This window comes from Sulfobacillus thermotolerans (assembly GCF_039623705.1).
GTDB lineage: Bacteria > Bacillota > Sulfobacillia > Sulfobacillales > Sulfobacillaceae > Sulfobacillus > Sulfobacillus thermotolerans.
This window is the reverse complement of the sequence record NZ_CP133983.1, coordinates 2890747-2916950: the sequence shown is the minus strand read 5'-3', so window position 1 is coordinate 2916950 and position 26204 is coordinate 2890747. Positions and strand designations below refer to the sequence as shown.

Annotated in this window: 25 protein-coding genes, 1 pseudogene and 1 riboswitch; of the genes and pseudogenes, 11 read left to right on the top strand and 15 right to left on the bottom strand. The window is 52.8% G+C overall.

Annotated features, from left to right (window positions below):
- Positions 1–103 precede the first annotated feature (103 nt).
- Both ORD20_RS15345 and ORD20_RS15340 read left to right on the top strand, forming a co-directional pair.
- Positions 104–250 carry a hypothetical protein gene (locus ORD20_RS15345; protein ID WP_158246161.1) on the top strand — a complete coding sequence of 49 codons (147 nt, stop codon included), beginning with the start codon at positions 104–106 and terminating at the stop codon, positions 248–250.
- Between the two features lie 367 nt (positions 251–617).
- Positions 618–1976 carry a purine-cytosine permease family protein gene (locus ORD20_RS15340; protein WP_158246162.1) on the top strand — a complete coding sequence of 453 codons (1359 nt, stop codon included), beginning with the start codon at positions 618–620 and terminating at the stop codon, positions 1974–1976.
- Between the two features lie 63 nt (positions 1977–2039).
- Here ORD20_RS15340 and ORD20_RS15335 read toward each other — a convergent pair whose 3' ends face one another.
- Positions 2040–3461 (bottom strand): APC family permease, encoded by a 1422-nt coding sequence (locus ORD20_RS15335; RefSeq protein ID WP_158246163.1) that lies wholly within the window; start codon positions 3459–3461, stop codon positions 2040–2042.
- A gap of 650 nt (positions 3462–4111) precedes the next feature.
- On the opposite strand from ORD20_RS15335, the gene ORD20_RS15330 reads away from it, so the two are divergent.
- The 3 genes from ORD20_RS15330 to ORD20_RS15320 are packed head-to-tail and all read left to right on the top strand — an operon-like array spanning position 4112 to position 7095.
- Complete coding sequence (locus tag ORD20_RS15330; RefSeq protein WP_103374514.1) at positions 4112–5092, top strand: inorganic phosphate transporter; 981 nt, start codon at positions 4112–4114, stop codon at positions 5090–5092.
- Between the two features lie 21 nt (positions 5093–5113).
- A complete protein-coding gene (locus tag ORD20_RS15325) occupies positions 5114–5437 on the top strand; it encodes a DUF47 domain-containing protein (protein ID WP_430626329.1) in 324 nt (107 codons plus the stop codon).
- 14 nt (positions 5438–5451) lie between these two features.
- Positions 5452–7095 (top strand): acyl-CoA synthetase, encoded by a 1644-nt coding sequence (locus tag ORD20_RS15320; RefSeq protein ID WP_430626328.1) that lies wholly within the window; start codon positions 5452–5454, stop codon positions 7093–7095.
- Positions 7096–7590: 495 nt separating this feature from the next.
- On the opposite strand, the gene ORD20_RS15315 is transcribed toward ORD20_RS15320, so the two are convergent.
- From ORD20_RS15315 to ORD20_RS15295, 5 genes are all read right to left on the bottom strand, one after another.
- Positions 7591–8949, bottom strand: a complete 1359-nt coding sequence (locus tag ORD20_RS15315) for an FAD-dependent oxidoreductase (protein WP_103374517.1) — start codon at positions 8947–8949, stop codon at positions 7591–7593.
- Positions 8950–8995: 46 nt separating this feature from the next.
- Complete coding sequence (locus ORD20_RS15310; RefSeq protein WP_103374518.1) at positions 8996–10288, bottom strand: arsenic transporter; 1293 nt, start codon at positions 10286–10288, stop codon at positions 8996–8998.
- A 106-nt stretch (positions 10289–10394) separates the two neighbouring features.
- Positions 10395–10967, bottom strand: a complete 573-nt coding sequence (locus ORD20_RS15305) for an ArsA family ATPase (protein WP_103374519.1) — start codon at positions 10965–10967, stop codon at positions 10395–10397.
- 1 nt (position 10968) lies between these two features.
- Entirely contained in the window at positions 10969–11172 is a 204-nt protein-coding gene (locus ORD20_RS15300) for an arsenic metallochaperone ArsD family protein (RefSeq protein ID WP_103374520.1), read from the bottom strand.
- A gap of 128 nt (positions 11173–11300) precedes the next feature.
- Positions 11301–11849: a 2'-5' RNA ligase family protein gene (locus tag ORD20_RS15295; RefSeq protein ID WP_158246165.1), complete on the bottom strand. Its 549-nt coding sequence runs from the start codon at positions 11847–11849 to the stop codon at positions 11301–11303.
- Positions 11850–12191: 342 nt separating this feature from the next.
- A riboswitch (cyclic di-AMP (ydaO/yuaA leader) is annotated at positions 12192–12313 on the top strand.
- A gap of 8 nt (positions 12314–12321) precedes the next feature.
- Here ORD20_RS15295 and ORD20_RS15290 point away from each other — a divergent pair.
- From ORD20_RS15290 to ORD20_RS15280, 3 genes are all read left to right on the top strand, one after another.
- Positions 12322–13062: a peptidoglycan-binding protein gene (locus ORD20_RS15290; RefSeq protein ID WP_103374522.1), complete on the top strand. Its 741-nt coding sequence runs from the start codon at positions 12322–12324 to the stop codon at positions 13060–13062.
- Positions 13063–13438: 376 nt separating this feature from the next.
- Positions 13439–13960 (top strand): RNA polymerase sigma factor, encoded by a 522-nt coding sequence (locus ORD20_RS15285; protein WP_103374523.1) that lies wholly within the window; start codon positions 13439–13441, stop codon positions 13958–13960.
- Positions 13957–15444 carry a WD40/YVTN/BNR-like repeat-containing protein gene (locus ORD20_RS15280; protein ID WP_103374524.1) on the top strand — a complete coding sequence of 496 codons (1488 nt, stop codon included), beginning with the start codon at positions 13957–13959 and terminating at the stop codon, positions 15442–15444. Before ORD20_RS15285 ends, ORD20_RS15280 begins: the two co-directional genes overlap by 4 nt.
- A 79-nt stretch (positions 15445–15523) precedes the next feature.
- Here the strand turns inward: ORD20_RS15280 and ORD20_RS15275 are convergent, their stop codons facing one another.
- From ORD20_RS15275 to ORD20_RS15260, 4 genes and pseudogenes are all read right to left on the bottom strand, one after another.
- Entirely contained in the window at positions 15524–16669 is a 1146-nt protein-coding gene (locus tag ORD20_RS15275; RefSeq protein ID WP_103374525.1) for a thiolase family protein, read from the bottom strand.
- Between the two features lie 29 nt (positions 16670–16698).
- Positions 16699–17025, bottom strand: a complete 327-nt coding sequence (locus ORD20_RS15270; protein WP_242968294.1) for an SCP2 sterol-binding domain-containing protein — start codon at positions 17023–17025, stop codon at positions 16699–16701.
- Positions 17026–17061: 36 nt separating this feature from the next.
- Positions 17062–17385: pseudogene (locus ORD20_RS15265) on the bottom strand (acyl-CoA dehydrogenase family protein); the annotation flags it as partial.
- Positions 17386–17522: 137 nt separating this feature from the next.
- Complete coding sequence (locus tag ORD20_RS15260; RefSeq protein ID WP_146038978.1) at positions 17523–18416, bottom strand: CPBP family intramembrane glutamic endopeptidase; 894 nt, start codon at positions 18414–18416, stop codon at positions 17523–17525.
- Positions 18417–18578: 162 nt separating this feature from the next.
- Here ORD20_RS15260 and lexA point away from each other — a divergent pair, with 162 nt between their 5' ends.
- Complete coding sequence (lexA, locus tag ORD20_RS15255; protein WP_173677064.1) at positions 18579–19166, top strand: transcriptional repressor LexA; 588 nt, start codon at positions 18579–18581, stop codon at positions 19164–19166.
- Here the strand turns inward: lexA and ORD20_RS15250 are convergent.
- The 3 genes from ORD20_RS15250 to ORD20_RS15240 are packed head-to-tail and all read right to left on the bottom strand — an operon-like array spanning position 19149 to position 21953.
- Positions 19149–20369: a methionine gamma-lyase family protein gene (locus tag ORD20_RS15250; RefSeq protein ID WP_103374530.1), complete on the bottom strand. Its 1221-nt coding sequence runs from the start codon at positions 20367–20369 to the stop codon at positions 19149–19151. The two genes, lexA and ORD20_RS15250, sit on opposite strands and share 18 nt — an antisense overlap.
- A gap of 55 nt (positions 20370–20424) precedes the next feature.
- Positions 20425–20955, bottom strand: a complete 531-nt coding sequence (locus ORD20_RS15245) for a hypothetical protein (RefSeq protein ID WP_430626327.1) — start codon at positions 20953–20955, stop codon at positions 20425–20427.
- The gene (locus tag ORD20_RS15240; protein WP_103374532.1) at positions 20955–21953 is read right to left on the bottom strand and encodes an AAA family ATPase; all 999 of its coding nucleotides are present in this window, start codon (positions 21951–21953) and stop codon (positions 20955–20957) included. The genes ORD20_RS15245 and ORD20_RS15240 overlap by 1 nt, the downstream gene beginning before the upstream one ends.
- Positions 21954–22147: 194 nt before the next feature.
- On the opposite strand from ORD20_RS15240, the gene ORD20_RS15235 reads away from it, so the two are divergent.
- On the top strand, positions 22148–23161 hold the full coding sequence (locus tag ORD20_RS15235) for an aldo/keto reductase (RefSeq protein ID WP_103374533.1): 1014 nt from the start codon (positions 22148–22150) through the stop codon (positions 23159–23161).
- Between the two features lie 109 nt (positions 23162–23270).
- On the opposite strand, the gene ORD20_RS15230 is transcribed toward ORD20_RS15235, so the two are convergent.
- Together ORD20_RS15230 and ORD20_RS15225 are read right to left on the bottom strand one after the other, a co-directional pair.
- On the bottom strand, positions 23271–24311 hold the full coding sequence (locus tag ORD20_RS15230) for a prolyl oligopeptidase family serine peptidase (RefSeq protein ID WP_430626326.1): 1041 nt from the start codon (positions 24309–24311) through the stop codon (positions 23271–23273).
- 320 nt (positions 24312–24631) lie between these two features.
- On the bottom strand, positions 24632–24796 hold the full coding sequence (locus ORD20_RS15225) for a hypothetical protein (protein WP_430626325.1): 165 nt from the start codon (positions 24794–24796) through the stop codon (positions 24632–24634).
- Between the two features lie 255 nt (positions 24797–25051).
- Between ORD20_RS15225 and ORD20_RS15220 the strand changes: the two genes are divergently transcribed.
- Positions 25052–26176 (top strand): MFS transporter, encoded by a 1125-nt coding sequence (locus tag ORD20_RS15220; RefSeq protein WP_158246166.1) that lies wholly within the window; start codon positions 25052–25054, stop codon positions 26174–26176.
- Positions 26177–26204: the final 28 nt, after the last annotated feature.

Genomic DNA, 26204 nt, shown 5'->3' with positions numbered 1-26204 from the left:
CCTCCACACGAGGATCCTCCGGAAAGGGGCTGCCGTGAATAGCGGTTGTCCATATTTGTCCCAAGAATTGGGCAGCTGCTGATACCACCTTTTCGAAGGGGTGATGATGCAAGTGAGCCTTCTCGACACGGCCGATTATCGGCATCTGGGAGGGGACGACATTATTGTATCTAATCCCGAAGACATTTTTGGCGATTACCGGGTACGGTGGCGCCATGCCGAATATCTGCTGCACGTCAAGCCAGCGTAACCCCTTACACGCCTCCCGTCACGATAACCCCGGCAGCCTAGAACGGCCATTGCCCTCTTGACTGCTACGCTTGCCGGGGCTCAAGCCCGCGTATCCCCTTTACGACGCTCTTGTCGTCGCTAGTCAACCCCTGCGCACCATGGTATGATGGAAGCGTGTTACAGCATGAGGGGTGCCGATTTGTGCTGAGAGGCTTACCGCCAACCCTAGAACTTGGCCAGGTAATTCTGGCAAAGGACGATGTGCTCATCCATCCTTGCTTACGACGGACGCGGTATCTTTTCGTCATAGATGCTTCTCCCCTCTAGTCGAGTGCACGGCCGTGAAACTAACAGGCCTATTCCAAGCAGACAAGAGGAGGATATTCGTGATTTCCCCAGATATTGACACTCATCAGGTATGGCACGTGGAGCGTAACGGGATTAACCCTATCAATGCATCCGGACGCCATGGTACAGTCCGACAAGTCTTTTGGTTATGGTTTGCCGGCAACTTATCTTTTACCTATCTTGTCATTGGCGCTGTCGTTTGGAGCTACGGATTGTCGTTAGGCCAAAGCGTCTTGGCCATTGCTACGGGATTATTGTCCTTTGCCGCCATTGGGTATCTTGGGATCCCGGGCAAAGTCACGGGCCTACCGACCATGGCCTATTCGGAAAAGTACTTTGGACCGAAAGCCAATCGCTTCATTGCCCTAATTGCCTGGTTGAATATGGTAGGATGGGAAACCATTGTTCTCATCATTGGCAGCTATGCTTTGCAAACTGTGTTTCATCTGGTCTTCGGCGTCCCACTCACGGCGGTATGGTTGGTTGCGTCATTGGGATTGACGGCTTCCGCAGAATTATTTTTAGCTTTTCTAGGCCACGCGACCATTGAATATTTGCAGCAACGGATCTCGTATATTTTTGGCTTTTTAACGTTGCTAGTAGTTCTAGCCCTCTTGCCGCATACGGCATGGCATGCCGTTTGGACGCATTCAAGTGGCTCTTGGCTGAAGGGAGTTATTCCGGCTATTACGATCGTAGTCGCCGTCAGTGCGTTATCATGGATTACGACGGCGTCCGATTATACCCGCTACTTACCCCACCATCTTCCTAATCGGCGGATTGCCTACGCAGCCACCCTGGGCTCCATTATCCCCACGTTGGGATTGATGCTTACCGGGTTACTCTTGGCCCAGAGCGCGCCCGCATTGGCCACCGCCGCGAATCCCGTCGAATTCTTGCTGCATTGGCTTCCGCTATGGGCACAAATTCCTTATCTTATTATTACGCTCACAGGCATGTTAGCCGGCGGCATCTTGTGTGCCTACTCCTCCGGTCTTAGCCTTTTAGCCGCTGGAGTTAAGGTGCCGCGATCTCGTACGGTCGGTATTGATGCCGTTCTTTCCATTACCGCCAGTCTTTACGTGTTACTCGTTTCACAAGGTTTCTTAAATAGTTTTGAGGGGTTTCTTGAGCTCATCGCCACATTCTTGGCACCATGGGCGGCCATCGCCCTCCTTAATGTGCGCCAAATCCAACCAACCGCACCCTCACGTGCCATCATCGCATGGCTAATTGGAGCCGCCGTGGCTCTGTCCACGACAGCCACCCCCGTATTTACGGGCCCCCTCGCCGTGGGCATTTTTAACGGGTCCTCTTTGGGATATTTTGTGGGTTTTGCCGTGACGGCCCTGGTGTACATCAGTGGCAAGCGCCAATCCCCAGGCGGTCCGTTCTAAAGCATAAACCGCGAGCGCAAGGAACATCCCTCGCCTCGCGGTTTTCATTGCTCTTGCCTCAGCTTATTGCGCTGATTCACTCGGCGGTATCATTCCCAACTGATGGCCCCGTTCCTTGGGAATGCGCTTGGATATCCCATAGACATAGAAAACGACGGGAATCAACACCACAATCCAAATCAGCGCCGAAAGACTAAGAGGATAGGCGATGGGCCAAACCGATTCGTATAGAACGATCCAAAACAATCCGATGGCTAATATAGGCAGCACTACATGTTGTAAAAAGTGACTTTGTTTGTGTTCGGACCGGAATAAGCGCATCAAGGAGACATTCATCAAGGTGTGAGACGTCACCAGCCCAAACAACACCGCTGTCGTCATCACATTAAAAGCGGCCGACGGACCTAAAAGCGACCCGGCCACGACAGCCATGACCACCGCCATCCCTGCTAACAACGTCACGCTGCGGCCCGGCGCGCGACGGCCATTGACTTGCGCAAACCCCGTATTTACCAGGTTATCTCGCCCAATCGCAAATAAGACCCGCGATGAACTCGTTAAGAGCGCGATGCTATCCGCCAACGCACTGTTTAAGGCTAAAATGACCAAAGATGCCGCGCCCACAGGCCCCAAATAGTGAAGAAATACCGTCACTCCGGGGGCATTAGCGGTAGAAAAGCTACTCATGCGAAACATGCCCCACCCCACTGTTAACGCATAGGCCGAGAGGGTTAAGGCCACTCCGGTTAACGTGAGTGAGACTAACGCCGCTTTCCCAATCAGCCGGCCTTGTTGGGTCCGCACTCCTTTGGCTTCCTCTCCTAACGAGCTATGACTTCCGATGCCGATAAAGCTCGTGATCGCAAAGACCATGCCCATCGCCACACCTTTAATGCCCACCGACCCGAACTGAAAGGGCACCAGAGGATGAGATGGATGAACTTTGGCCATAATAATGATGGATGCCACGATTAAAAAGCTGATTTCCACCAAACTGGTTGTCGCTAATACCTTAATCGATGGTCGAATGCCCAACACCGCCAAGAGCCAAGGTACCCCGATGAAGAACAATACGGCAACGATCCAGAAATAAGCGGGCAATGCCACGTGCAAGCGGTCCGCGAGTCCTGGCAAAAATACTCCGCCAATATAGACAGGAATCCCCGCCACACTCAGAATTTGGTAAAACACAACCATAAATCCTGTCACGAGGGCAGCGCGCGGGCCCAATCCCGCCGAAACATAGCTATAGTATCCCCCCGCTGATGCTCTATCTTTGGAGAGGTGATACAGCGTATTCACTTCAATAAACATTAACAGGAAAGCCAATAAAAAGGACAAAGGCATGGCGACCAAAGCAAAAGCGGCACCAGCCGTCATAAAAGCCACCACATCACAACTCGGTGCCATGCCCGCCAAACTCTGACTGACTAATCCCCAAAAGCCGACAACATCCGGTTGCAATGTCCCTTGCTTATCCGTCATTGTTGGTCCCCCGATCTTTTGCAATAAATTTGCATCTGCTGTGATATTACATAGCATAACAGTTATTGTCAAGTCTCCACTCGACTTGCTTCCATGCTGCGAAGCGGACCGACAACGCCACTTCGGCGGTGCCTAGCACAATCCATCACGCAGCGTATTGGGGAAGACGCCAAGACGTTGGTTGTTTCGCGTCTTATGCCCATGGGAGATTCTTGATGAATCTTTGGTCCACGACGTTGTTGTGTGGCTTCTGAAAACCGTTATTCCCTTCTTACCAACAAACATGCTCCGTAACCGTACCCGGCCCTATGGTGACCAATGGGTCACAGTTTTTTTCAAGTGGCTCTTGACATTTTGGTACGCAATCCTCGCCTGCCGTGACGTCTCTTGCCCTACCAGTGGATGATTCACCGTCTCACCCCTCTCCCATTCCACCCTGTGATATGTGTCTGCATGCAGCATACCAAGAGGGTATGAACCTTTTATGAACACCGCGCGAACCTTTTGTGAAAATCGCGTTATATCATTTTGAAGCTCTTCCCATCATCTGAGATATAGTTCGTCTCAATACCGCACATACCGGCTTAATCGTGATATTATTAAGATTATGTTAAGAAAGGATTACGATTACGTTAAGGGAGGCGACGCCGATGGTGTTGGACGGAGCTATCTTCACCCTCATCGTGGCCTTTACAATCATATCGGGCATTAACGACGGCGGAAACCTGATGGCCACGTTCTTGGCCAGCCGCACCTTACGCCCCTTTACCGTCGTCCCACTTATTTTAATAAGTATTGGATTAGGTCCCATGGTCTTTGGCACGGCAGTATCCCATACCATTGCCGTCGAAATCATTAACTTTCAGGTGGCCGGGTACGGGGTGCTAACAGGAGCTCTGCTCGCCGCGTTGTTTACCCTGCTGGTTACCTGGAAAATGAAAATGCCCACCAGTACAACCGTGGCTCTAGGCGGCGGCATGATTGGCGCAGCCCTAGTGAGTGGCCACGCGCGAGATATCCATCTTCTTGGCATCGTCAAACTGCTTATTGGCCTATTAGGTTCCGTGGGTCTGGGGTTTTTAGCGGCATGGCTTTTAACACGTGCGATTTGGTGGATTTTAAGCCGATTAAGCGCCGACCGCATTCATCAATTGGAAAAAGGACAGTATCTTACCGCATTCTGGCAGGGATTGGCCTACGGCGCCAACGATCAAGAAAAAGCTATTGGCCTGATGGCGTTATTTTTTATGATCCTCCATCATCAAACACGCTACCACGTACCTATTGCCGCAATATTCTTACCCTTGGTATTTTGGGCCCTAGGGATGATATTTGGCGGCATTCGCATTGCGCGCACGGTTGGTAATCATGTGATTCGCGTCAATCCCATGAACGCCGTGAGCACCCAATGCGCTGCCGCGATTACGGTAAGCCTCGCAGCCATCGCCGGTTTTCCTGTCAGCACAACCCAAACCACGGACGGCTCCCTCTTCGGAACCGGCACGGCTTTGCGACCCGGCAGCGTCCGGTGGATTGTCGTCCGCAAGATCCTGGGAGTCTGGGCCTTGACCTTACCTGCTGCCATCGTACTGGGCGGTGGCATTATGGCTCTGTTTCTTTGGATTAAGTAACTATCCCACTAGGAGGTTATCATGAGCTGGAAAGATATCTTTCAAATGTCCCGTCAGGTTCAAAACTTTGACCGTTTGTTGGCTGACCAATCGCAATACGCCGTAACCATGGTTGGCTTGTTAAAAGCCTATGTGGAAAATGGCTCAGACGAAACCAAGCAGAGACAAATCGCTGAACAAGCCTCTGATTTAGAACACGCAGGAGACCGAGCGCGTATTACCATTGTCGAACAACTCTACCATACCTTTGTGACCCCATTCGACCGAGAAGACATAAACGATCTCTCGCAAGCTTTAGACGATATCGTCGATTACGCCGAAAACTCCTCGCACTTATCGCCCTGACCGAGAATGGCGATGTGCGCACATACACGTACGCGCAAATGGCCGCCGAAGTTCACCGTCTCGCAGCCGGATTTCTGGCCTTAGGCATACAACCAGGAGATCGTGTCGCGATATACATGCCCACGGGACCTGAAGCCATTTTTTCAATGCTTGCCCTCTCCCGCATTGGCGCTATTCACATGGTCGTTTTTGCCGGGTTCGGTTCTGCGGCCTTAGCCCAGCGGATTGAGTTAGCCCAAGCCACGGTCTTAATAGCCAGTGACGTCTCCCATCGCCGGGGCAAAGTGATTCCCCTCTCCTCCATTGTCGCAGAGGCCTTGCACGATCCGCATTCTCCCGTCCGAACTGTTATCTGGCAGCAAAGGACGGATCACGCGTTACCGCCAGTACCAGTACGCACGGTTCTGTGGAATGACTTGCGACAAGAAGCCCCTTCCCACACATCTGAAGCGATTCAGCTCGAATCGAACACGCCAGCTTTTATTCTGGCCACCTCCGGAACCACAGCGCGCCCTAAATTAGTCGTTCACATGCACGGCCCTTATCAAGTCGGTATTTTGCACGCCTCCCAGATTTTGTATGGCTTATCGCACCAAGATGTTTGGTGGTCAACCTCGGATATTGGATGGATTGTCGGACATAGTTTTATCGTTTACGCGCCACTTCTGGTGGGCGCTACCACCATCAGCTACGAAGGCGCACTGGATTTTCCCTCCCCCGAACACTTTTACCGCATCATTGCTGACCACAAAGTTAGTGCGATTCTGACAGCCCCAACAGCCGTCCGCTTGTTAATGCAATACGGCACAGATGTCGCCCGCAAACATGACTTGTCAAGCGTGACGCGCGTCTTCTCGGCCGGTGAACCTCTTAACGCCCCGGCTTGGGAATGGTTTCAACATGACGTTTTTAACAACCAGATTCCCGTTATTGACCACTGGTGGCAAACGGAAACGGGCGGACCTGTCATAGGCAATCCCTATCCGCTGGGGCTGCTGCCGATTAAACCTGGCTCGGCGGGAATTCCGCTGCCCGGCTACGGTGTTGAAATAAGGCAGCCGGATGGCACACGAGCTGCCCCCAAAGAGACTGGGAGTGTTGTCATTACCCATCCATTTCCAGGGCTCACCCAAGAATTATGGAACGATGCCGAACGCTACCGCACCTCATATTGGGAGCAATTGCCTGGTGTTTACCTGACAGGAGATGCAGCCAACATCGACGAGGATGGCTACGTGTGGTTTAGTGGCCGCGCAGACGAAATCTTAAAGATTGCTGGGCACCGGATTGGCACAAGCGAAGTCGAAACAGCCATCTTGCGACACCCTGCGGTGGCAGAGGTAGGTGTGACAGGAGCTCCCGACCCCTTGCGCGGGGACGTCATTGCTGCGTTCGTGGTCTTGCGTCCCGGGCTTGAATCCTCACCACAACTCGCCGACGAAATTCGGCAAACGGTGCGGCGCGAACTGGGGGCGGTCGCCGTTATCGGAGCCATCGAGTTTGTAAAGATCCTGCCCAAGACGCGTAGCGGAAAAATTATGCGCCGGGTATTGCGTTCAGTAGTTCGCGACGAGAATCCGGGAGATGTCTCGACCATCGAAGATCCCACAGCGGTTGCGGCATTAACAGAAGTCTGGCATCAAGGTCATTCTCAATAGGCCTTAGAAAAAGGGGGCCGAATGGCCGCTTCGAACCCTGCAGCATTAAAAGCATGTCAATGAAGCCTAGGCAAGCCGCCACAGACGTGCCTTGCCTAGGCCATGCTATTTAGAAACAGGATAACGTCTGCCAATGTCTAGTGCGTGAAAGATTGGAGGAAAAATGCATGACGGGGATGTTCATCCTTTCGCCTCTTCTTCGCTATGTTCACCCCATGATCCATGCGATGAAGGCTTGATAATGCAACAAAAATCCCCTGGTAATGGATGGAGATTAGAGCAGGACAGCTATCCGCAGCGAACGGAAGTATCCCGCCGTTTTCCTAGGACGCACAAACTGACTGTTTAGTAACACTCTGCTGCGAATCGGGAGGAGCCCTCGATCTGGGAATGCCTCTCTTAGGGTCTCTTCGCATTCCGGATGTTCTCCAATACCCCGTCTATCGCTTTACTTAGACAAAATGGGAAGAGCCCCCTTAGGACAGTCAAGCCTTCTTATTGCTGGGCTTTCCACGCCGCCTGCCATGCTTGCGCCGCCATTTGCACCGGATCAAAAGGACTAGAAACCGGTGGTGTATAGCTTAAGTCCCAATCGTTGACATCATCGACTAAGGCACCTTGCATGAGGCCTATCGCGAACAAATCGATTCGTTTGGCGACTTCCGCCCCATATTGTCCCATTATCTGAGCGCCTAACAAACGTCTTGTGTGCTGATCTCCCGTGAGGCGGATCCACAGCGGAGAAGCTCCGGGATAATAGACCTTATGGTCGGTCAGTTCTGATTCCACTGTTAAAGGTGTAAACCCAACTTTTCGGGCCTCTTCTTCTTTGAGCCCCGTTCGTCCCACAACCCAATCAAAAATCTTCACAACCTGAGTGCCGACCACCCCGCGAAACACAGCCTGTCCACCTGCCGCATTGATTCCTGCAATCCGCCCTTGCTTATGCGCCGTAGTTCCCAAGGGGAGATAAGTCGTGCCTAGTAATTGATGCTGTGTGATGACCCCATCCCCCGCGGCCCAAATATGCGCGCGATTGGTGGCCATCCGCTCGTCTACCACGACCGCTCCTTGATGCACATGGAGACCCGCACTCTGAGCCAAGGACGCATGAGGACGCACCCCCACAACAATCATAACCATGTCTGCGTCAAGGCGTTCTCCGGTATGACAAGTTAACACCAGCCCTTGCCCAGCCCTTTCAATGCGTTCAATCGTCGTGTCGGTCATCACGTGGACTCCGTGGGCGCCCAAATGGCCCGCCAATCGATGAGCGAATTCCCGGTCGACAGTCGGAAGCACTTGGGGCAGCCGTTCAACCACCGTTACCGTCATGTGACGATGCGTCAACGCATCCGCCATTTCCAAGCCAATGTAGCCAGCCCCCACAATCACAGCGCGCTGGGGCTGATATTGAGCAATAAAGCGGTCAATACGGACGGTATCCTCCATGTCATGCAAGCTAAACACCCCAGGCAAGTCCCGCCCCGGAAGAGGAGGTACAGCAGCCTGAGCCCCCTGGGCTATCACCAACCGATCAAATGGGACAGAACGCTCCACTCCTTGATGTACCACGTGCAGCACTTGCGAATCCCCATCGACCGCGACTGCTTCTGTATTGAGATGCACATGAATTCCTAACGCCTCAATATCAGACAATGAGCGGTGCGCCAGTTTTTCCACGGAGGGCACTTCGCCACCCAAAAACATGGGAGCGCCACAGACGCTATAATTCACCCATTGGTCCTTCACTATCATTTCCACATGCAAGCTCGAATCGGTGGCCTTGGCCCACAAGGCTGCCATTACCCCCGCATCGGATCCTCCCACAACCACCACACGCGTCTGTGCCATCCCGTATCTCCTCCATCCATCCATGGGTTCATTATCTAGGTCAACGCTAAAAAGCCCAGGCTGACCACGCCCATAGCCCAAGCAAGGACGCGGCCAATACTGGAATGGTCAATGTAATCCCCACACGCATGTAATAACCCCATGTGATGCGAATACCACGCCTATCAAGAACATGAAGCCACAACAAAGTCGCCAACGACCCAATCGGGGTGAATTTCGGGCCCAAGTCACAGCCAATGACGTTAGCATAAGCCATTAACGTCCGAATCCCGTGGGAGAGGGCAGCCCCATGAATGGCTAACGCATCGATTAGAACGGTTGGCATATTATTCATCACCGATGAGAGGGCCGCGGCCAATACGCCAGCGCCCATGACGCTAGCGAGTCCCCCATGTTGTCCCAATGCCGATAGCAGGTGGGCTAAAATATGTGTCAAGCCCGCATTGCGCAAGCCAAACACCACAACATACATGCCAATGGAAAAGACGACAACCTTCCATGGCGCCTCGCGAACCACAGTCGGTACGCTAACAGCGGGACTGCGGTGCGCGATTGCCAGAAAGATTAAGGCGGCCCCTCCCGCAAAAATCGCCACCGGCCAATGCAAAAGTTGACTAGCAAAGTACCCGATCACTAAAAGCGCCAGCACAATCCATGCGGCATGAAAAATTCGTGTATCCTTAATGGCATCTTGTGGACGAGCCAACGTCCCGACATTAACCACTTTGGGTAGTGTTCGGTGATAAAATGCGAAGAGCGCCAACAAACTTATGGCCAGCGACACAATATCCACCGGCACCATACGGGCGGCATAAGAGGCGAAACCGAGGTGAAAATATCCTGCCGATACAATGTTGACCAAATTCGAGACCACCAGTGGCAAGGATGTCGTGTCGGCAACAAACCCACTGACCATAATGAGGGCCAACGTCGCTTTGGCATCAAGGTGCAATGCTTTGGCTTGTTCATAGACAATGGGGGTAAGAATTAACGCGGCGCCATCATTGGCGAAAAACATGGCTACCAACGCTCCTAAAATACCTAACCCAATAAATAAATGCCGTCCATTGCCCTTGGAGGCATGCGCCATATGCAGCGCTGCCCACTCAAAAAACCCCACGGCATCGAGAATTAAGGAAATGAGGATGACCGCCACAAAGGTCAACGTCGCATCCCAAACAATACCGACCACTTGCCCTACATTACTCCACGATACAACGCCCGTAAGCAGTGCTAGCGCTGCTCCTGCGGACGCACTCCAACCAATCGATAATCCTTTGGGCTGCCAAATCACCAGGCCCAAGGTGACCACAAAGATTGCTAACGCCAGATAACCCATAGCACCCTCATCACTTGTGTCTTGAATAGATTCCAAAAAGACGGTGGCAATGCGGAGACTTCAAAAAGGCTCGCTGTGCCGGTTTGATAATCTAACTCTTGCTTTATCATCGCAAGAGTTTGACAATCTGTCGAATCGCCTCTGCGCCTGTTATTTCCTCTTCTTGCCATGGTATGCCCACTATTTCACGCACGCGATAACGTCTTTGCAATTCCGTTAAATAGTCCCGTTGTTTGGTAACCGGCAACTCCAGCAACCTTAACGTATGGCCTGTCGGAGCCGTGTCAAAAACTACCCAGTCGTAGGCGGGGTTACGCAAGCAGGCAATAAATGGGTCAAATGTCGCCATCTCTTCCGTACAGGGACCGCTCATCTTCTCATCTGCAGCGTGAACAATCGTTTCCGGAAATAACACCCGCAAGGGGGCTAACGCACGCTCTTTATACGCCGCAAGAGAGGCTTTAGAATCGATAGCCTGTACAAAGAGGCCATTGACCGCTTCTACCGGTTGAGGCTCAAGACCCACAGGCTGCCCAAAAACGTCTCCCAGATTGGACGCCGGATCTGTTGTCACCAACAGCGTGTTCAAGCCTTTTTGCGCTAGTGCGACCGCCGCTGCCGAGGACAGGGACGTCTTACCCACCCCTCCCTTGCCTGAAAACAGCAGATAATGCGTCATGTCAGCCCTCCTGGCGGCCACAAATATCTTCATAAGAGGGATACTGCCCCATTGTAAGGACAGCCCCTTCCACCGTAACAATCGGAAGCGCCTGATACACAACGGTATCGGAGACGAAGGCGTCCGGATTGTGACTCAACATATAGCGGGCTACCTGGTGCCCCTCATGTTTCAATCGTTCAATCAGGGTCGCTACTCGGACCAGTTGCTGAGTGCGAGGCCAATAAGTTCTCGGTTAATACCCGTAACCGTGATTTCCTCTTTTGTTAGATTCATGTATAATTATATCATTATCTATAAATAGCAACATGTGTGCTGGGAACATTCTTTACCTTATGATTTGATGGAGCGTCCTAGAGGAAAACTTCCCAAAATACGACAGCCTGGCACGCCCTGTTGGACATTAACCCACTCAACTTCGGAGATGTCCCAAAATAACGCAGACCGGTGTTGCTCAACCAGATGGGTGAGGCGTGCTTCAACGGCTCCCGCAGTCGCAGGATTGACGCGCGCCATGGTGATATGGGGAATAATCTCTTGATGCTTACCTTCATACGGTGGATATGTTCGAAATTTTTGCCAAATCGTTTCAAATAGCGTCATCAACTCTGGCGTTACTGTGACTTTTAAGTACAAAATCATTTCGTTGGGCATTTCAAAGCGCCCCATGTTGTCAAAATAAATCCGAAAGGGCGCCATTTTACCCAGCAAACGCTTCAACTGGGGAGCCACGATCCGAGATTTTGGCTCATCGGCAAAAGGAAAATGCACCGTGACATGTGCAGGGAGTTGCCGAGCAGAAGGGTCGCTTTGCAACCTGAACGCCTCTAGCGCGTCAGGCAAGGCTACCGGAATAATTAAAGCATTACCGTCAATCAGCAATGTGTTCCCTCCACGCTCAGTATGCCTTGTCTGCAATGAACTGATTCTCGGTCAACTCCTCTGGCAAATCTTAGGGTGAAAAAACACAGAATTTATTACCTGCCGAAAAAAATTTGTCACAATAAAACCGCATTATACCGTTTATTCTAGTGACATTTTCGTGTTTCGCCAAGTTTTTTTCCATTTCCACATCTTTGCAGCCAAAACAAATGCTGGAGTTCGTCTCCCTTCGTGCTCATTGTCGTGCATACCCGCGCCAAAATGCCTAGACGCCACGTTGTGCCCGGACAAGGCATCTCGACAGATTTCCCCGTTTCTTGTGATCCCCGTTACACTATGGGGCGTTACACCGCGCCTAATTCCTTGGGAACCGGGGGATTATTCTTTGGGTGAATCCTTTTTAGGCAGGGACGCTCGTGCCCGAACCCGTAAACTAACTCCGGCGGCGCCAAACGAGAGGAGGCATTCATTGATGGGATTGTGGAAACCTTTTGCATTAGCCATATCCGCTATGAGCAGTATGTTAATGGTATCGAGTCCTACATGGGCGCAAAGCGTCACGCTACCGGAACTCGAAGCCCAACATCCCGCGATGCAGCACACCCTATCTTATTCCGACCAAGGGCATTGGGTGATGACCTTGCAGGCTGACTTACAAGATCTCGGTTTTTCGGCTGTTGGACCTGTTGATGGTATCTTTGGCCCCAAAACCGAACAAGGGGTCAAAGACTTCCAACAGGCTGAAGGTCTGCCCGTGACGGGGACCGTAGACCCTGCAACTTGGCAAGATATTCTCGCCGGATTTCATCTCACCCCGGCCTATTCGTCTTCTGAAGGCTCCGCGGTCCAAGCATCCAATGCATCCCCTCAGACGATAGACGGCAAACCGGTGGTGGCGGTCTATCATATGACGGCAACAGCCTATGGACCGAGTGCACAAGACAACTATCCCTATGGTCCTGTTGATGCATTCGGACAACCTCTGCAACCCGGCATGATCGCTGTTGACCCCAGTGTCATCCCTTTGAAATCTACCGTCTACGTCCAAGGCTATCACGATTCTGTACTGCCCCAAAGCGGCTTTCTTGGTCAAGCCATGGATACCGGCGGCGCGATTGTCGGCGACCGCATTGATATCTTTATGGACAATGGCTCCCAGACCGTAGCCAACTTTGGCATTCAGCCCGTCACTGTTTACGTGCTGGGCCAATAACTAGGCATTCTCGCGCCAAAGGATCCGTAGTCTGGGCGCGAGAATGCTATCCATCTTTAATATCCCACATAAGCCGCGCGGCCCGGCCTCCAATTTTTAAAGGCCCGAACCACGCCGACACATATTCCGTTCCGTAGCGAGAAAGTGTTGCGGTGCTTATAATAGCTATAGGGATTGTGGTTGCACGACCGATGACGAATAATTTAAGAATGTGCAACATAATACGGCTGTGGTCTGACCATAACGACCGTGTTCAGAGCGTACATCCTCAGATTCGACATGTCTCGCTCGTTCCATTCTTGCGTATGAAAGTGTTAAGTGATGTAACCTCCTTGCATCGTCAAACGTTATGGTATTGAGACAAGAGAAAAGGGAGTTGCCTGTTACGGACGCACAGGAAGAACGACGGTTTACCCAATTTATGGAGGAATATGGAGATAGAGCTTTGCGGTATGCTTTCGTCACACTGCACGTCAAAGATGACGCGGAGGACACGGCCCAAGAAGCCTTCGTCCGTTTGTGGCGCCATACCGAACGGCACGGCGCGGACACTCTGAGCCCTGCTTTGCTTTTTCATACGATTACCAATCTTTGTCGCGACCGTATGCGTTATTACAAGCGCCATCCCGAAGATCCCACCGACATTCTCGAGGTAACTCAATCTGCCGTCGATGAGGTACCCTTACTTTTGGAGGACGTCAATGTTTTGGACGCTGTCATGAAACTCGGTGTGGTTGAACGCCAATGCATCTTATTATTTTATTATATGGACCGCTCACTAAAGGAGACCGCCGCGGCGCTCGGCGTCAGCGAACAGGTTGTGAAAACCCGTCTCTACCGGGCCCGCCAACACTTGCGTCCTTTGCTTGAACCCCTGTGGAAGGAGGGACTGTTATGAGCGAAGAACGCCACCATGACACAATCGGAGAGCTGATGGATCGGGCCATGGCTGACGGGATGGGTCTGTACTTCAAACCCGACTGGCATCCGAAAAAAGCGTTAAAACGGCGTGCGCGCGTCCGGCAGATATTTTTGAGCGCTGCCGCGGCGTCGATTGCAGGATTGTTAATTCTTCCGCAAATTCGCCCCGCCGGACAAAGCCATACATCGACAGGCCAGCGCACCTTATCAGCACCGGCCCTGTCGGCTTCTGTGAAACATGTGATATCCCAATTAAGCAATCAACCCGTGCAAGTCATGGGGATGTCGCCGGTCTATGCCACCTATCCAATGGCTGTTCCCACGGGACACGCACTCACCTTGTCAGGCAAGTTTAGCGTGGGCAATATCACCGGGACGTCTTTGGTGTTAAAACTGGACAATCGACGCCGTGTATTAGGCGGCACACTATTTAATCAAGGCGTCCCTGTCTATGATTTTGTGGGAAATATCACGACGGGCGGTGACGTTATTAACCCCCATCCGTCGGCTACCCCACTTGCTGGCACGTGGGTTTCCGGCCTCCCGACTCCCATTTCCTCATTTGCGGCGGCCGGCTCATATATTTATCTGACACATAACAATACCTGGGCGGTGCTTCATGGTCCCCGCAACGCGTACTGGGCAGCCTCGCCTGGCCACGCCTCTCCCAACATTATCGACACCATTTCAGCGCTGCCATCCAATCCACAATCCGTTCTCTTGGCGGAAGAAGCGCCATCAGGACTCAGTTCCGGGTATGTCAGTAATAATGGGGGACGGACTTGGCAACCGTGGACTTTAGGGCAAACCACGTTTTCGAATGTCGTCGCGATGGGACACCAGTATTGGGCTATCATCAATGGGACTTTGCAAACAAGCTTCAACGGCATGACGTGGCGTTCCATGATGGCCCTTAATACCAATCGCTGGCAAGTCGAGGATTTTGCCATTAATCCTTCCAACGCGCAGCAAATTGCCGTGGCCCTAGTGCCGATATCCGGCACAGGGATCGGACCCGTTTTAGAAAGTCTTAACGGCGGCAAGACATGGCAGGAATTACCCCATTTTCCTGCCTTAGGAGCCGCCCCCTCCAGTATGGTCATGTCTCCAGCCGGAGGAATTTCGGCGCTCGTCAATCTTACAGATCCTGTGTTGGTGTGTTATTCCCCTCACCACCAAAAGTGGACCGCTATTGCCGTCCCCGCGTCGCCAGACCAAGTGGGCATTGGCCAACTTGCCGCGTCTCCCAACGGTGATCTGTTATACGGCTCGCCTACTGGATCCATTTACCGATGGGTAAAAGCCACAGGCCAATGGCAGTCCATTAGTGCTCCGACCACAACGACATCCGCCCCATATCCGCTTGAAGCGATTGGAAACCATCAAATTCTCGCCGGCTATGGGAACGGCTGGTCGATTTTCGTGGTGTCGAATCCTCTCCCGTCTAAGAAACCTTCTTAAGCGCCTGTTAGCCAAGATGATGGATGAAGGCCCTTCTCACCGGAGAAGGGCCTTCATCCATCGATCCTAATATTGCTGTTTAGACCCGTTCAATAATGGTCGCCACGGCCATTCCCCATCCAATGCACATCGTGATGAGTCCATAGCGTCCTTGAATCGCCTCGAGCTGATTGAGCGCCGTCAAGACGAGACGACCGCCTGAGGCTCCTAGGGGATGTCCCAACGCAATGGCTCCCCCATTGGGGTTGACTTTGTTCCAATCGGGATGATATTCGCGGCCCCATGCTAAGACAACCGATGCAAAGGCTTCGTTTACCTCAAACACATCGATATCATCAAAACGTAAGCCCGCTTTGTCTAACACCTTGCGCGTCGCAGGAATCGGTCCGGTGAGCATGATGACAGGATCCACTCCCACCACGGCCATTGCAACAATACGAGCCCGCGGGGTTAAATGATGCTGACGCAGGGCCTGTTCCGACGCAACCAACAAGGCGCTGGCGCCATCGCTAATCTGACTGGAATTCCCCGCGGTGACGACACCGTCGGCCTTAAAGGGCAAACGCAGTGTAGCCATTTTCTCCACAGTAGTGTCTGCCCGTGGGCCTTCGTCCTGCGTCACCGTCAAGGGCTCTTGACCTTCGGCACTTTGGACCCTGACCGGTATAATTTCCTTGTCAAAAAAATGCTGATTTTGGGCCCGAACGGCCCGCATGTGGCTTTCGTAGGAATACTGGTCTAACTCTTGACGCGATAACTTCCACTGGGCCGCTATCAATTCTGCGGAAATACCCTGAGGAACAATATTGTATTGGGCCAAGAGCTGGTCGCTGAAGGTCGAGCCATCGCTGCCCATGGGCACCCGCGTCATAGATTCCACGCCAGCCGCTACGACCACATCGTGCATGCCTGACATAATGGCTTGTGCCGCTTGGTTGATGGTCTCAAGACTTGACGCACACATGCGGTTGACGGTGGTCCCGGGCACCTCAACAGGAAATCCGGCGATGAGGGGAGCCAACCGGCCGATGTTGTATCCCTGTTCACCAATCTGGGTCACACACCCTAGTCTGACGTCTTCGACCGCGTGGGGGTCAACCTGAGTGCGCTCCATCAATTGCTGCAAAGTCAGCGCCGCCAAGTCATCCGGGCGCACATCTTTCAACACGCCATTGCGCTTTCCAAATGGCGTACGCACGCCATCAACAATATACGCGTCGGCCATGAATTCCGCCCCTTTCTTGAGTACTTGCCTTAGCTAATCAAGGTTTGTAGTTTTAACGCCATACTCATATCTCCGCCAACGGACAGCTTCCCACCCATAAACGCCGTCATTGGGTTGAGTTTGCCAGACGCCAAGTCCTTGAAATCACTAGCACTCATCGTAATCGTGACGCCCGCATTGTCAGCTTTGCCAGATTCCACCTTGGCGCCATCCGCGCCAACGACGACAAAATACTCGGCCCCATCATCCCCTGTAAGAACAAATTGATACGTTCCCTGGGATCCTGCTAATTGCGCTGCCGGCTTTTGGGCCAAGCGACCTTTTAATTCCTCGAACACTTCTTGGGTTGTCATCATCCTGCCTCCTCTATCGAAATCAAGTGCGTGACGCACTCACATGAGACGCGTCATCACCCTTTTTTGGATTTGCGTAGTTCCTTCGTAAATGGACATAATTTTGGCGTCACGCAGCCACTTTTCTACGGGGTAGTCACGGATGTAACCATAGCCTCCCAGTAGCTGCACAGCATTAGTCGCGACCTCCATGGCCATATCCCCACAGTAGGCTTTCGCCATGGATCCCTCTAAGTTGCAAGAGCGCCCTTGATCCGCCAGCCACGCCGCCCGATAGGCTAAAAGACGACCCGCTTCGATCTTGGTTAACATGTCCGACAACGTAAAGGAGACCGCTTGATTATGATAAATGGGCTTGCCAAATTGAGCAGTTCGCGTTGATCAGGCGTTAATTCAAAGTCCATCGTGCCATCCCCCCTCGCACTAATTGCAACCAGAATTATTTTACCACATCAAATTTATGCAGTTAACAAGTATTTACACGATGACGATGAAACATTTCAACGCACGGCGAATAGCGCTGAGAACACGGCGAGTCCATTAAGCAAGGCATGGGCTATGGTCGTCGTGACCAAGGACCGAGTCTTCACGTAAGCGACATTCAACATCATTCCGGCGACCATCAAGGGAATAAACAATGTCGGATCCATGTGTGCCGCACCAAATACGGCCGCTGCCGTCAGATTAGCCCACCAAAATCCCCATGCCGTCCGCAAGGAGCCAAAGAGGATCCCACGAAAAAGTGCTTCTTCCGCCAACGGGGCCATCACGATGACGGCGAGCGCCATCGCCACAACGATCACAGGATGGGAGTTGATGGTCGAAGCGTACACAAAGGGGTTATTTGATTGGATGGTCACATGACCTATTTGACTCTCTATGCTCACCAACACCCCAACCAAGAGAGTCATCACGCCGCCCGTCGCCAATCCCCACACTATCTCGCGAGGCCACTGAGAGGGCCCAGCATAGTTCTCGGCAATAAAGGCCGACAGGCGGCGACGGTGACGAAGAATCATGAAGACAATAAACCATTCGGTGGGCGGTGTCAGAAGATATGCGGTCAGCAGCAAGGGCAGATTGGCCGATAGCGACGTATGATGAGTTGTTAATAAGCTTATAGAGAGGATGAAGGATGTCCATAAAAATAATCCAAATCCCAAAAATCCATCCCCGGCGGTAATGCGGCCGGGTTGAGCGCGATGTGCCCACATCGCAACGCCCCCGGCCATGATGCCCAACATGGCCGGCAATAGCAACCGTTGGATCCACGACACCGGGACGAACCACAATGGCAGACTTGAGCCAACCGTCAGCAAGACCACCATGGTCGGATAAGGAATCGCCCATGCCATCGCCATCGTCGCAATAACCAATGCCAAGCTGGCGATCATCGCCTCGTCCGCATGATGCACGCGAGCAACACACGCGTACAATCCAACAGCAATAAGTCCTCCCAGAAGGGCCTTTACGCGCTGATTCAGCCGTCCTCCCCCTTCCCCATTACATATTATGGTACAATATTTTAGGCTCTATAAGGAGGACGATCGCTTGTGATGGGAGAAAAGCAACAAAAGATTCTGACCTTTATTCAGGATTATTTAAACCACAATGGATACCCACCGTCGGTGCGAGAAATTGGCAAAGCTGTCGGCTTGAGTTCCACCGCTAGCGTAGCCCGCCATTTAAAGGCGCTGGAAGAAGCCGGGTATATTTCACACCCTCCGTCCAAACGACGTGCGTGGGCAATTGGATCGTCTTCGCACACTCCGACCCTGTCGGTGCCCCTTGTGGGCCATATTACTGCTGGCTTGCCCGTTTTAGCGACCGAATCCTTAGAGGAGCGCCTCACCTTACCCGTCACATTGTTTCGCACTGTCCCCGACTTTCTATTACATGTCGATGGGGATTCTATGATCAACGCCGGGATATTCGACGGCGACATGGTTGCAGTAAAACGCACCTCGTCCGCCGACGACGGCGATATTGTCATTGCCCTCATCGGCGACGAAGCGACCGTCAAATATTTTTACCGGGACCCTGAAGGGGTGCGTCTCATGCCCGCTAATGAGCGATATCGCCCCATTGTTTCCCCTGACATTCAAGTTATTGGCCGCGTTGTCGGTCTAGTCCGCAGCTTGTAACGCGTCGAGACCTTTATTCACGGCCATGACCATATGCCAGCGTGACAACCCGCCTTGCAAGTAGGCCGTATAAGGCGGCCGCATTGGCGCATCACACGATAATTCCAATGACGCCCCCGCCACAAACCCTCCCGCTGCCATAATGACGGGATCGGCATATCCGGGCATGTCCCACGCTTGGGGATCGACGTGTCCATCGACCGGCGATACCGATTGCACTGCCCGGCATAACACTTCAATGCGTTCCGCCCGTCCAAGTTCAATAGCGGTAACAATGTCGGTACGCAAGAGGGCATCAGGCGCCGGATCCACGCGATATCCCGCCGCGTGAAATGCATGGCTCGCATAAATCCCCCCCATGAGGGCCTCGCCTACAATCATCGGGGCCAGAAACCACCCTTGTGCTAACAAACGCACATAAGGGCCCGTCGGCCCGACTTCTTGACCAATGCCCGGCGCTAACAGCATGTCACCCACAGCCTGCACCAAATCCCGTCGTCCCGCAACATAAGCCCCTGTGGGCGCGATGCCCCCGCCTGGGTTTTTTAACAGACTGCCAATAATCAGATCGGCGCCCCAATCCGTGGGTTCTTCCGTGAGGGTAAATTCTCCATAGCAATTATCGACCACTAACCAAGCTCCGCGCGCATGAGCTTGCGATGCGGCCTCTTGAATCTGCGTACGGGTCAAGGACGGTCTGGCCTGATAACCCCGCGACCGTTGCAAGTAGACCACACGCGGCGATATCGTCTCACTCAGTGCAGGCCACTTTGGATCGCCATTCATATCAGTCGGCAGTGTCGTAATCTGCACACCATGCGCAGGCAGGCTTGTACGGCTGTTCCCGAATAGCAAAGGCTGTAACGTATCATAGACAGGACCATTGGCGAGCCATAGGGCATCTCCGGGCATCAACAAGGCGCGCAAAGCCGTGGCTAACGCGTGCGTACCCGATGTCCATTGCGGTCGCACCATGGCCGCTTCAGCATGCATCACGTCGGCGACGATGTGATCCAAGGTATCCCTTCCGCGGTCATCATAACCATATCCTGTGGTCCCACCGAGATCACTGGTTGCCATTCCACTCGTACTAAACGCGGATGCGACCCGCATCATATTGTCTGCCACAACAGCTTCAATGCGCTCCCATGCATTACGGCTCGTACGGAGCACATCAGGACGACGATCTCCTATCACTCTCATTCCACCTTCCTCAAGCGATCTTGGGTATGATACATCATCACCGGAGGAAATGAAATCAACCGATAGCTAGCCCCGTACAGCAAGGCTCAAAAAATAATACCCTCCCATGTTTAGGGTATCTTTGATGATTCGCCCGTTGTACCCGCCCCGCATGGATCGCGTCGTTTCCCATTGATAGGGGCCTTAGGCCGCGGCACAACGGGTCAAAAGTGCTAACCGCACAAAGGACAATGGCCACCACATGTTCCCGTGGCAAAGGAATTCCCCCGATCCTCCTGGATCCGCTGGGTCGCATGCGGTCAACGGGCTTCACCGTTATGTGAACTGATCCATTCGGCGATGGTGCACGCGTCATTAAAGATCCAAGAAGGGAGACAAGATCTACACGGCGCGGCAACAAGGTCTTATGCGCTGTATGAGAGACTAATTTTCTCTTGGCATCCTCTAAGGAAACCCGCCGAACCGATACGCGATCATCGCTGCTCATCACATCCAAACGGATCTCTCGCAGGCCCAAATAGGACGCGAAATTCAACACAAACAAAGACTTACCCACATTGGGCTTGCCGATGACCAATGCGTCCATCACAAGCCTCCTTCAATATCAGCCCATGTCAACGTCATTAAATCCTCGCGGGATGCCATGTCTAATCGACGCATCAAGCGCACGGCTTGCCGCCGAATTGCGCCTTCCATTAAATTTCTCACAAGGCGCGCATTGCCTGCATTCTTATGCCACCGTCCCTGGGTCTGTAGCAAATACTCGGCTAATTGACGGTCGGCTTCCGGAGTTAACTGGTATTGACGGGCGGACAACATCAGACGGGCAATGGCAACCAGCTCAATTGGCCCGTAGTCGGGAAAATGCAAATGAAGGGGAAAGCGTGAGAGTAAACCCGGATTCATCGAAAGAAACCACGCCATCTCTTCAGAGTATCCCGCAAGAATTAACACAAATTCACCCCGATGATCTTCCATAGCCTTGACGAGGGTATCGATCGCTTCTTTGCCAAAATCCTTTTCACCGCCTCGCGCCAAGGAATACGCTTCGTCGACAAACAAGACCCCTCCCAAGGCCCGCTTGACAACATCTCGTGTTTTCTGCGCGGTATGCCCAATATATTCCCCCACTAAGTCAGCACGCTCGACCTCTAACATATGGCCTTTGCTGAGCACTTCTAAGGCTTGAAACAATCGTCCTAGAATGCGGGCAACGGTCGTTTTTCCCGTGCCCGGAGCTCCTGAAAACACCATATGCAACGCCTGCGGCTCGCTCGCTAACCCGACCTCGACCCTACGCTGCTGCACTTCGACATAAGCACGAATTTCGTGGACCATCTTTTTTACATCGTGAAGTCCCACTAAATCATCTAATTCTCGCAAAACTACTTCGACGCGCCGACGTCGCGATTCTTGACTGGGCACACGAACCGTTGTCCGGGAATCTCCTGTCCGGCTGTCCAATTTCTGGAGATGCTTTAACGCCCCTTCCGATGAAATACGGCCCGCCTCAAACCACGCCAGAACCTCTCGCGACGTCATCGGATCAGGGGAATAACCATGCTCATAGACTGGTTCGGGCATCTGCTTTCCCTCCGCCTCATATCGTCACACCCTTAACTATACGCACGCCCTTCCAAAATGCTGCCTGTCCGGCAAACAATCCGTAGGTCCTTTGCCGTTCTCTTAAGGAGCGCTGTGAGATTTTCTAAGACCAAGGGTATTAACGTGCCGTTCGCGGTATAATCGAGACAATGGCAGGAATCATGGAGAGCGCAATGGAGCTAAACGCACAGAGGTATCACTTGGGTCAGTGGGGACCTTCGGTATCAAGAATCGGATTGGGCTTAATGGGCATGTCCGGGATGTATGGCACGGCCAATCGCTCTGAAAGTCTCGCGACCATCCACGCCGCCATAGACGCGGGCATTAATTTGTTGGACACGGGTGACTTTTATGGGATGGGTCATAACGAATTTTTGCTCCGTGAAGCGTTACAAAACCGACGACGCGAAGACCTGATTATCAGTGTGAAATTCGGCGCTTTACGTGCGCCGTCGGGAGAATTTCTAGGATATGACAGCAGACCAGCCGCCATCAAAAACTTCTTGGCCTATTCTCTTCAACGTCTCGGGGTGGACTACATTGATATCTATCGGCCAGCCCGGCTCGACCCCTCAGTGCCCATTGAGGATACGGTAGGCGCTATCGCCGATATGGTCAAAGCCGGTTATGTCCGCTACATCGGTCTCTCCGAAGTTGGCGCTCACACCTTGCGCCGGGCCCAAACGGTCCATCCCATTGCCGATCTTCAAATTGAGTACTCGTTGATGTCACGGGGGATCGAATCCGAAATATTACCGACATGCCGTGAACTGGGCATCGGCATCACGGCCTATGGGGTCTTGTCACGCGGACTCCTAAGTGGAACATGGTCACCACAGGCATCGCACTCTGGAGACATTCGCAGCAGGATGCCACGTTTTCAAGAGGGCAATCTTGAAAAGAATCTCATATTAGTCGAAACACTTCGCCAGATGGCAAATGAAAAGGGCCTTACGGTCGCGCAATTAAGCATTGCCTGGGTGCTTTCCCGTGGTCACGATATTATTCCTCTCATAGGGGCTAGACGCCGCGACCAACTTGCCGACGCCTTGGCGGCACTAACGGTGGAGTTGAATCCAGATGAAGGGGCGAGAATCGAAGCGGCCATCCCCATGGGTACGGTAGCGGGAACTCGCTATGCCCCAGCTCAAATGGCCCAGCTCGATAGCGAACGGACTTCGTCGTAAGCTCTCCTTAAGGCTAGAGCTTGGCGCACGGGGAAGGATTGCGAAGAAGCGTGGGCGAATGTCTTGTGCTACTTGACTAAGCGGGAGACATTCGCCCTTAGGCGCCCCGTTATGCTTTAGACTCCCGCTCCTTCTCGCCCATGGTCGGCGTCACACCTAACTGTCGGCATTGGAATGTCCAGATATCCGATTCTTCTTCAAGAGCTTGCTCGCGTGTCTTACCCACACCATGTCCTGCCTCCGGTTCGATGCGCAAATATATAGGATATCCTGAACCCGTCGCATCTTGGAGGCGCGCAGCCATCTTCCTGGCATGCAGCGGAGCCACCCGGTTATCGTGAGCCGATGTAAAAAGGAGGACAGCGGGGTATTTCGTATACGGCACCACATGATGATACGGCGAATACCGGTAAAGCCATTGCCATTGCTGATAAACCGCGGGATCCCCATACTCATCTTTCCATAGGGCTGCCACTAAAAACTGGTCGAAACGTACCATGTCCAATAAAGGAACGCCGATGATAGCCGAACGCATGAGCTCGGGATGCTGCGTCACTAGCGCCCCCGTCAGCAACCCACCATTGCTCCGCCCGGTAATGCCTAACATTGAGGCCGTGGTATAGCCGCGCTGAATCAAGTAACGCAAGACGGCGGTCATGTCGTCAAACACCGATTGCTTGCGCTCCCGCATTCCAGCTTGGTGCCACGCCTCTCCTCGCTCGCTGCCTCCCCGTAAGCCCGCCACCACATAAAGTCCGCCCGACTCCACCCATAACGCAATACCTGGCGAGTAAACCGGGGTATAGGCAATATTAAAGCCGCCATATCCGCCGACTATTGTTGGCACAGGGCCTGTCGACTGAGCCCGCTTTTTCGCCAAATAAATTGGAATGAACACACCATCTGGTCCTTCGACTTCCTCTGCCCAGACGTCCATCTCAAAGCGCCAAGGTCCGTCCACACCCCATGATTCGAGCGGCCCAAGCGGACTGCGCATGCGAAATAATTGGGGAGGATGATCAAACGATGTCCAACCCAGCCATGCCTCCTGGCGGTTGGTGTCAATGGCCATTCCCATCACCGTACCGATTCCTTGATGGGGCAAGTCAATATCGTGCCCTTCACCTTCGGCACTCGTCCACTGCAGCACTAAGCGCGCACAGCGCCAGCGCAGCGTTAAAAATCCGCCCGCATACGGATAGCATTGCTCAATCGCCTCGTTGTTCTGCTCACATCGCCATCGTTTTCGCGTTCACTGGGTGAATTCTGACCCAAAAGCTCATTATGATCCCACGGATCGTGCCTCTTGGCCAAATATGCGTCGGTTGCGAGATCGCACGCAGCGCACTCCATCCTCTATGCGTGTCGATTAACAGCCACGGTGCTGTGGTCGCTAAAGAGAGCGTAAACGTTGCTTGCAGGTCGGGTGAATCTTCTAGGTAGGGGGACTGATGCCGATAGACTTTGGTATCAATCCGCACGTAGAGGATAGCGCGTGTAATAAAAAGCATCAGCCCCTTCCCCCATTAGCGCGTGATCTCGAATCTTTTCAAACTCTTGAGTCATGGAGCCATCTTGTTCTAACGCGTAATACGGATCAAAAATGGGAAAGCCATGCATAAAAACATATGACATCAGTCCAGCGCTCCTTACGTCACATAATTAGACAACGACCTCGGCCTGCGGCACCGCCATGTAATCAATTCCCCCGAAGTCTGGCTTGGCGCATCTCTTGGTCTTGGCCGATGAATAAGACGCTTCGGGTTCTAGAGACACGCTACCACAATGGCACAATCCCCGCGAGGCATGAATAAGTAGACCGGTTTCTCCCTTATAAAAAACGCATACTTCCTGGTCGTCTCTTTCATGCTAGGTGCAGAGGTGACGTTGATGCCATTGAGGAACCCCCGGATTCAGCCCCTATGGTTTTTTGCGCAAACATTTGTTATTGGCTTGGACTTATATATTGTCTCGCCCTTACTCCCCCAAATTATGAGACACTACCACATTGGCGCATCTCATGCCAGTTTATTAGTCACGGTCTTTGCTTTAACGTATGCTATCGCTTCTCCCTTTTGGGGCTATTATGCCGACAGCCATCCCAGGCAATGGACAGCCCTATGGGCCTTAACCATCTTCATCGTGGGTGATGTCCTCACAGCGCTTGGTCCTCCCTATGTCCTTGTGTTGGCCAGCCGCGTTCTTGCTGCGGTAGGTGCCGCGGGCTTTACCCCCACCTTATATGCCTATATTGCCGACCATGTTCCTTACCGGTCACGGGCCAAAAGTATGGGCGTTGCCTCCGCTGGCTTTTCATCGGCCACGTTCCTAGGCATTCCCACGGGCCTCATCGTCGCGAACGCTTTAGGATGGACCGCTGCGTTTTGGCTAATCTTTGTACTGGCGTTATGCTCGCTCGTCATTACGCGTGAGCTGTGGATACGTTCACCAATCCCGCAACCCACTACTCCTCCGTCTTGGACCTTACCGCGCCCTCTGTGGGGAAACGTTCTGATGACAGGCTTGGCGTTCGGCAGCTTTGGAACCGTCTATACCTATCTTCCCTTATATTTAGTGCAGACATGGCATATCACCAGACTGTCCTTAACTATTTTTATGATGGTCTTCGGCCTCGCTGGTCTCATCGGCACCTTATCATCGGGCCGTCTTGGTGACCGCTTCGGCAATTTGTTGGTCATCCGTTGGGGCATGTCTGCAGAAATCGCGACTTTGGTGATGTTACTCTTCACGTCTAATGTGGCCACCTTGTGGACTGCCTTATTGGCCTATTCCTTCGTCAGCTCTTATACCCCCTCTCTGAAAGCGCTTATTAGCCATAAAGGGGCCAAAGGATTGGCATTAGCTTGGAATAACTCGGCCATGTATCTCGGATTGTCCGTGGGTTCTGCGTTAGGCGGCTGGCTCTGGCATTGGCACATGAGCGCCGTCTATGGGGGCGCCATCATTCTATTAGCCGGAGGTTGGCTCAGCGCGACTTCCAAAGTTTGGGCATGATTTCCAAGAGCACGACATAAGATGAAAC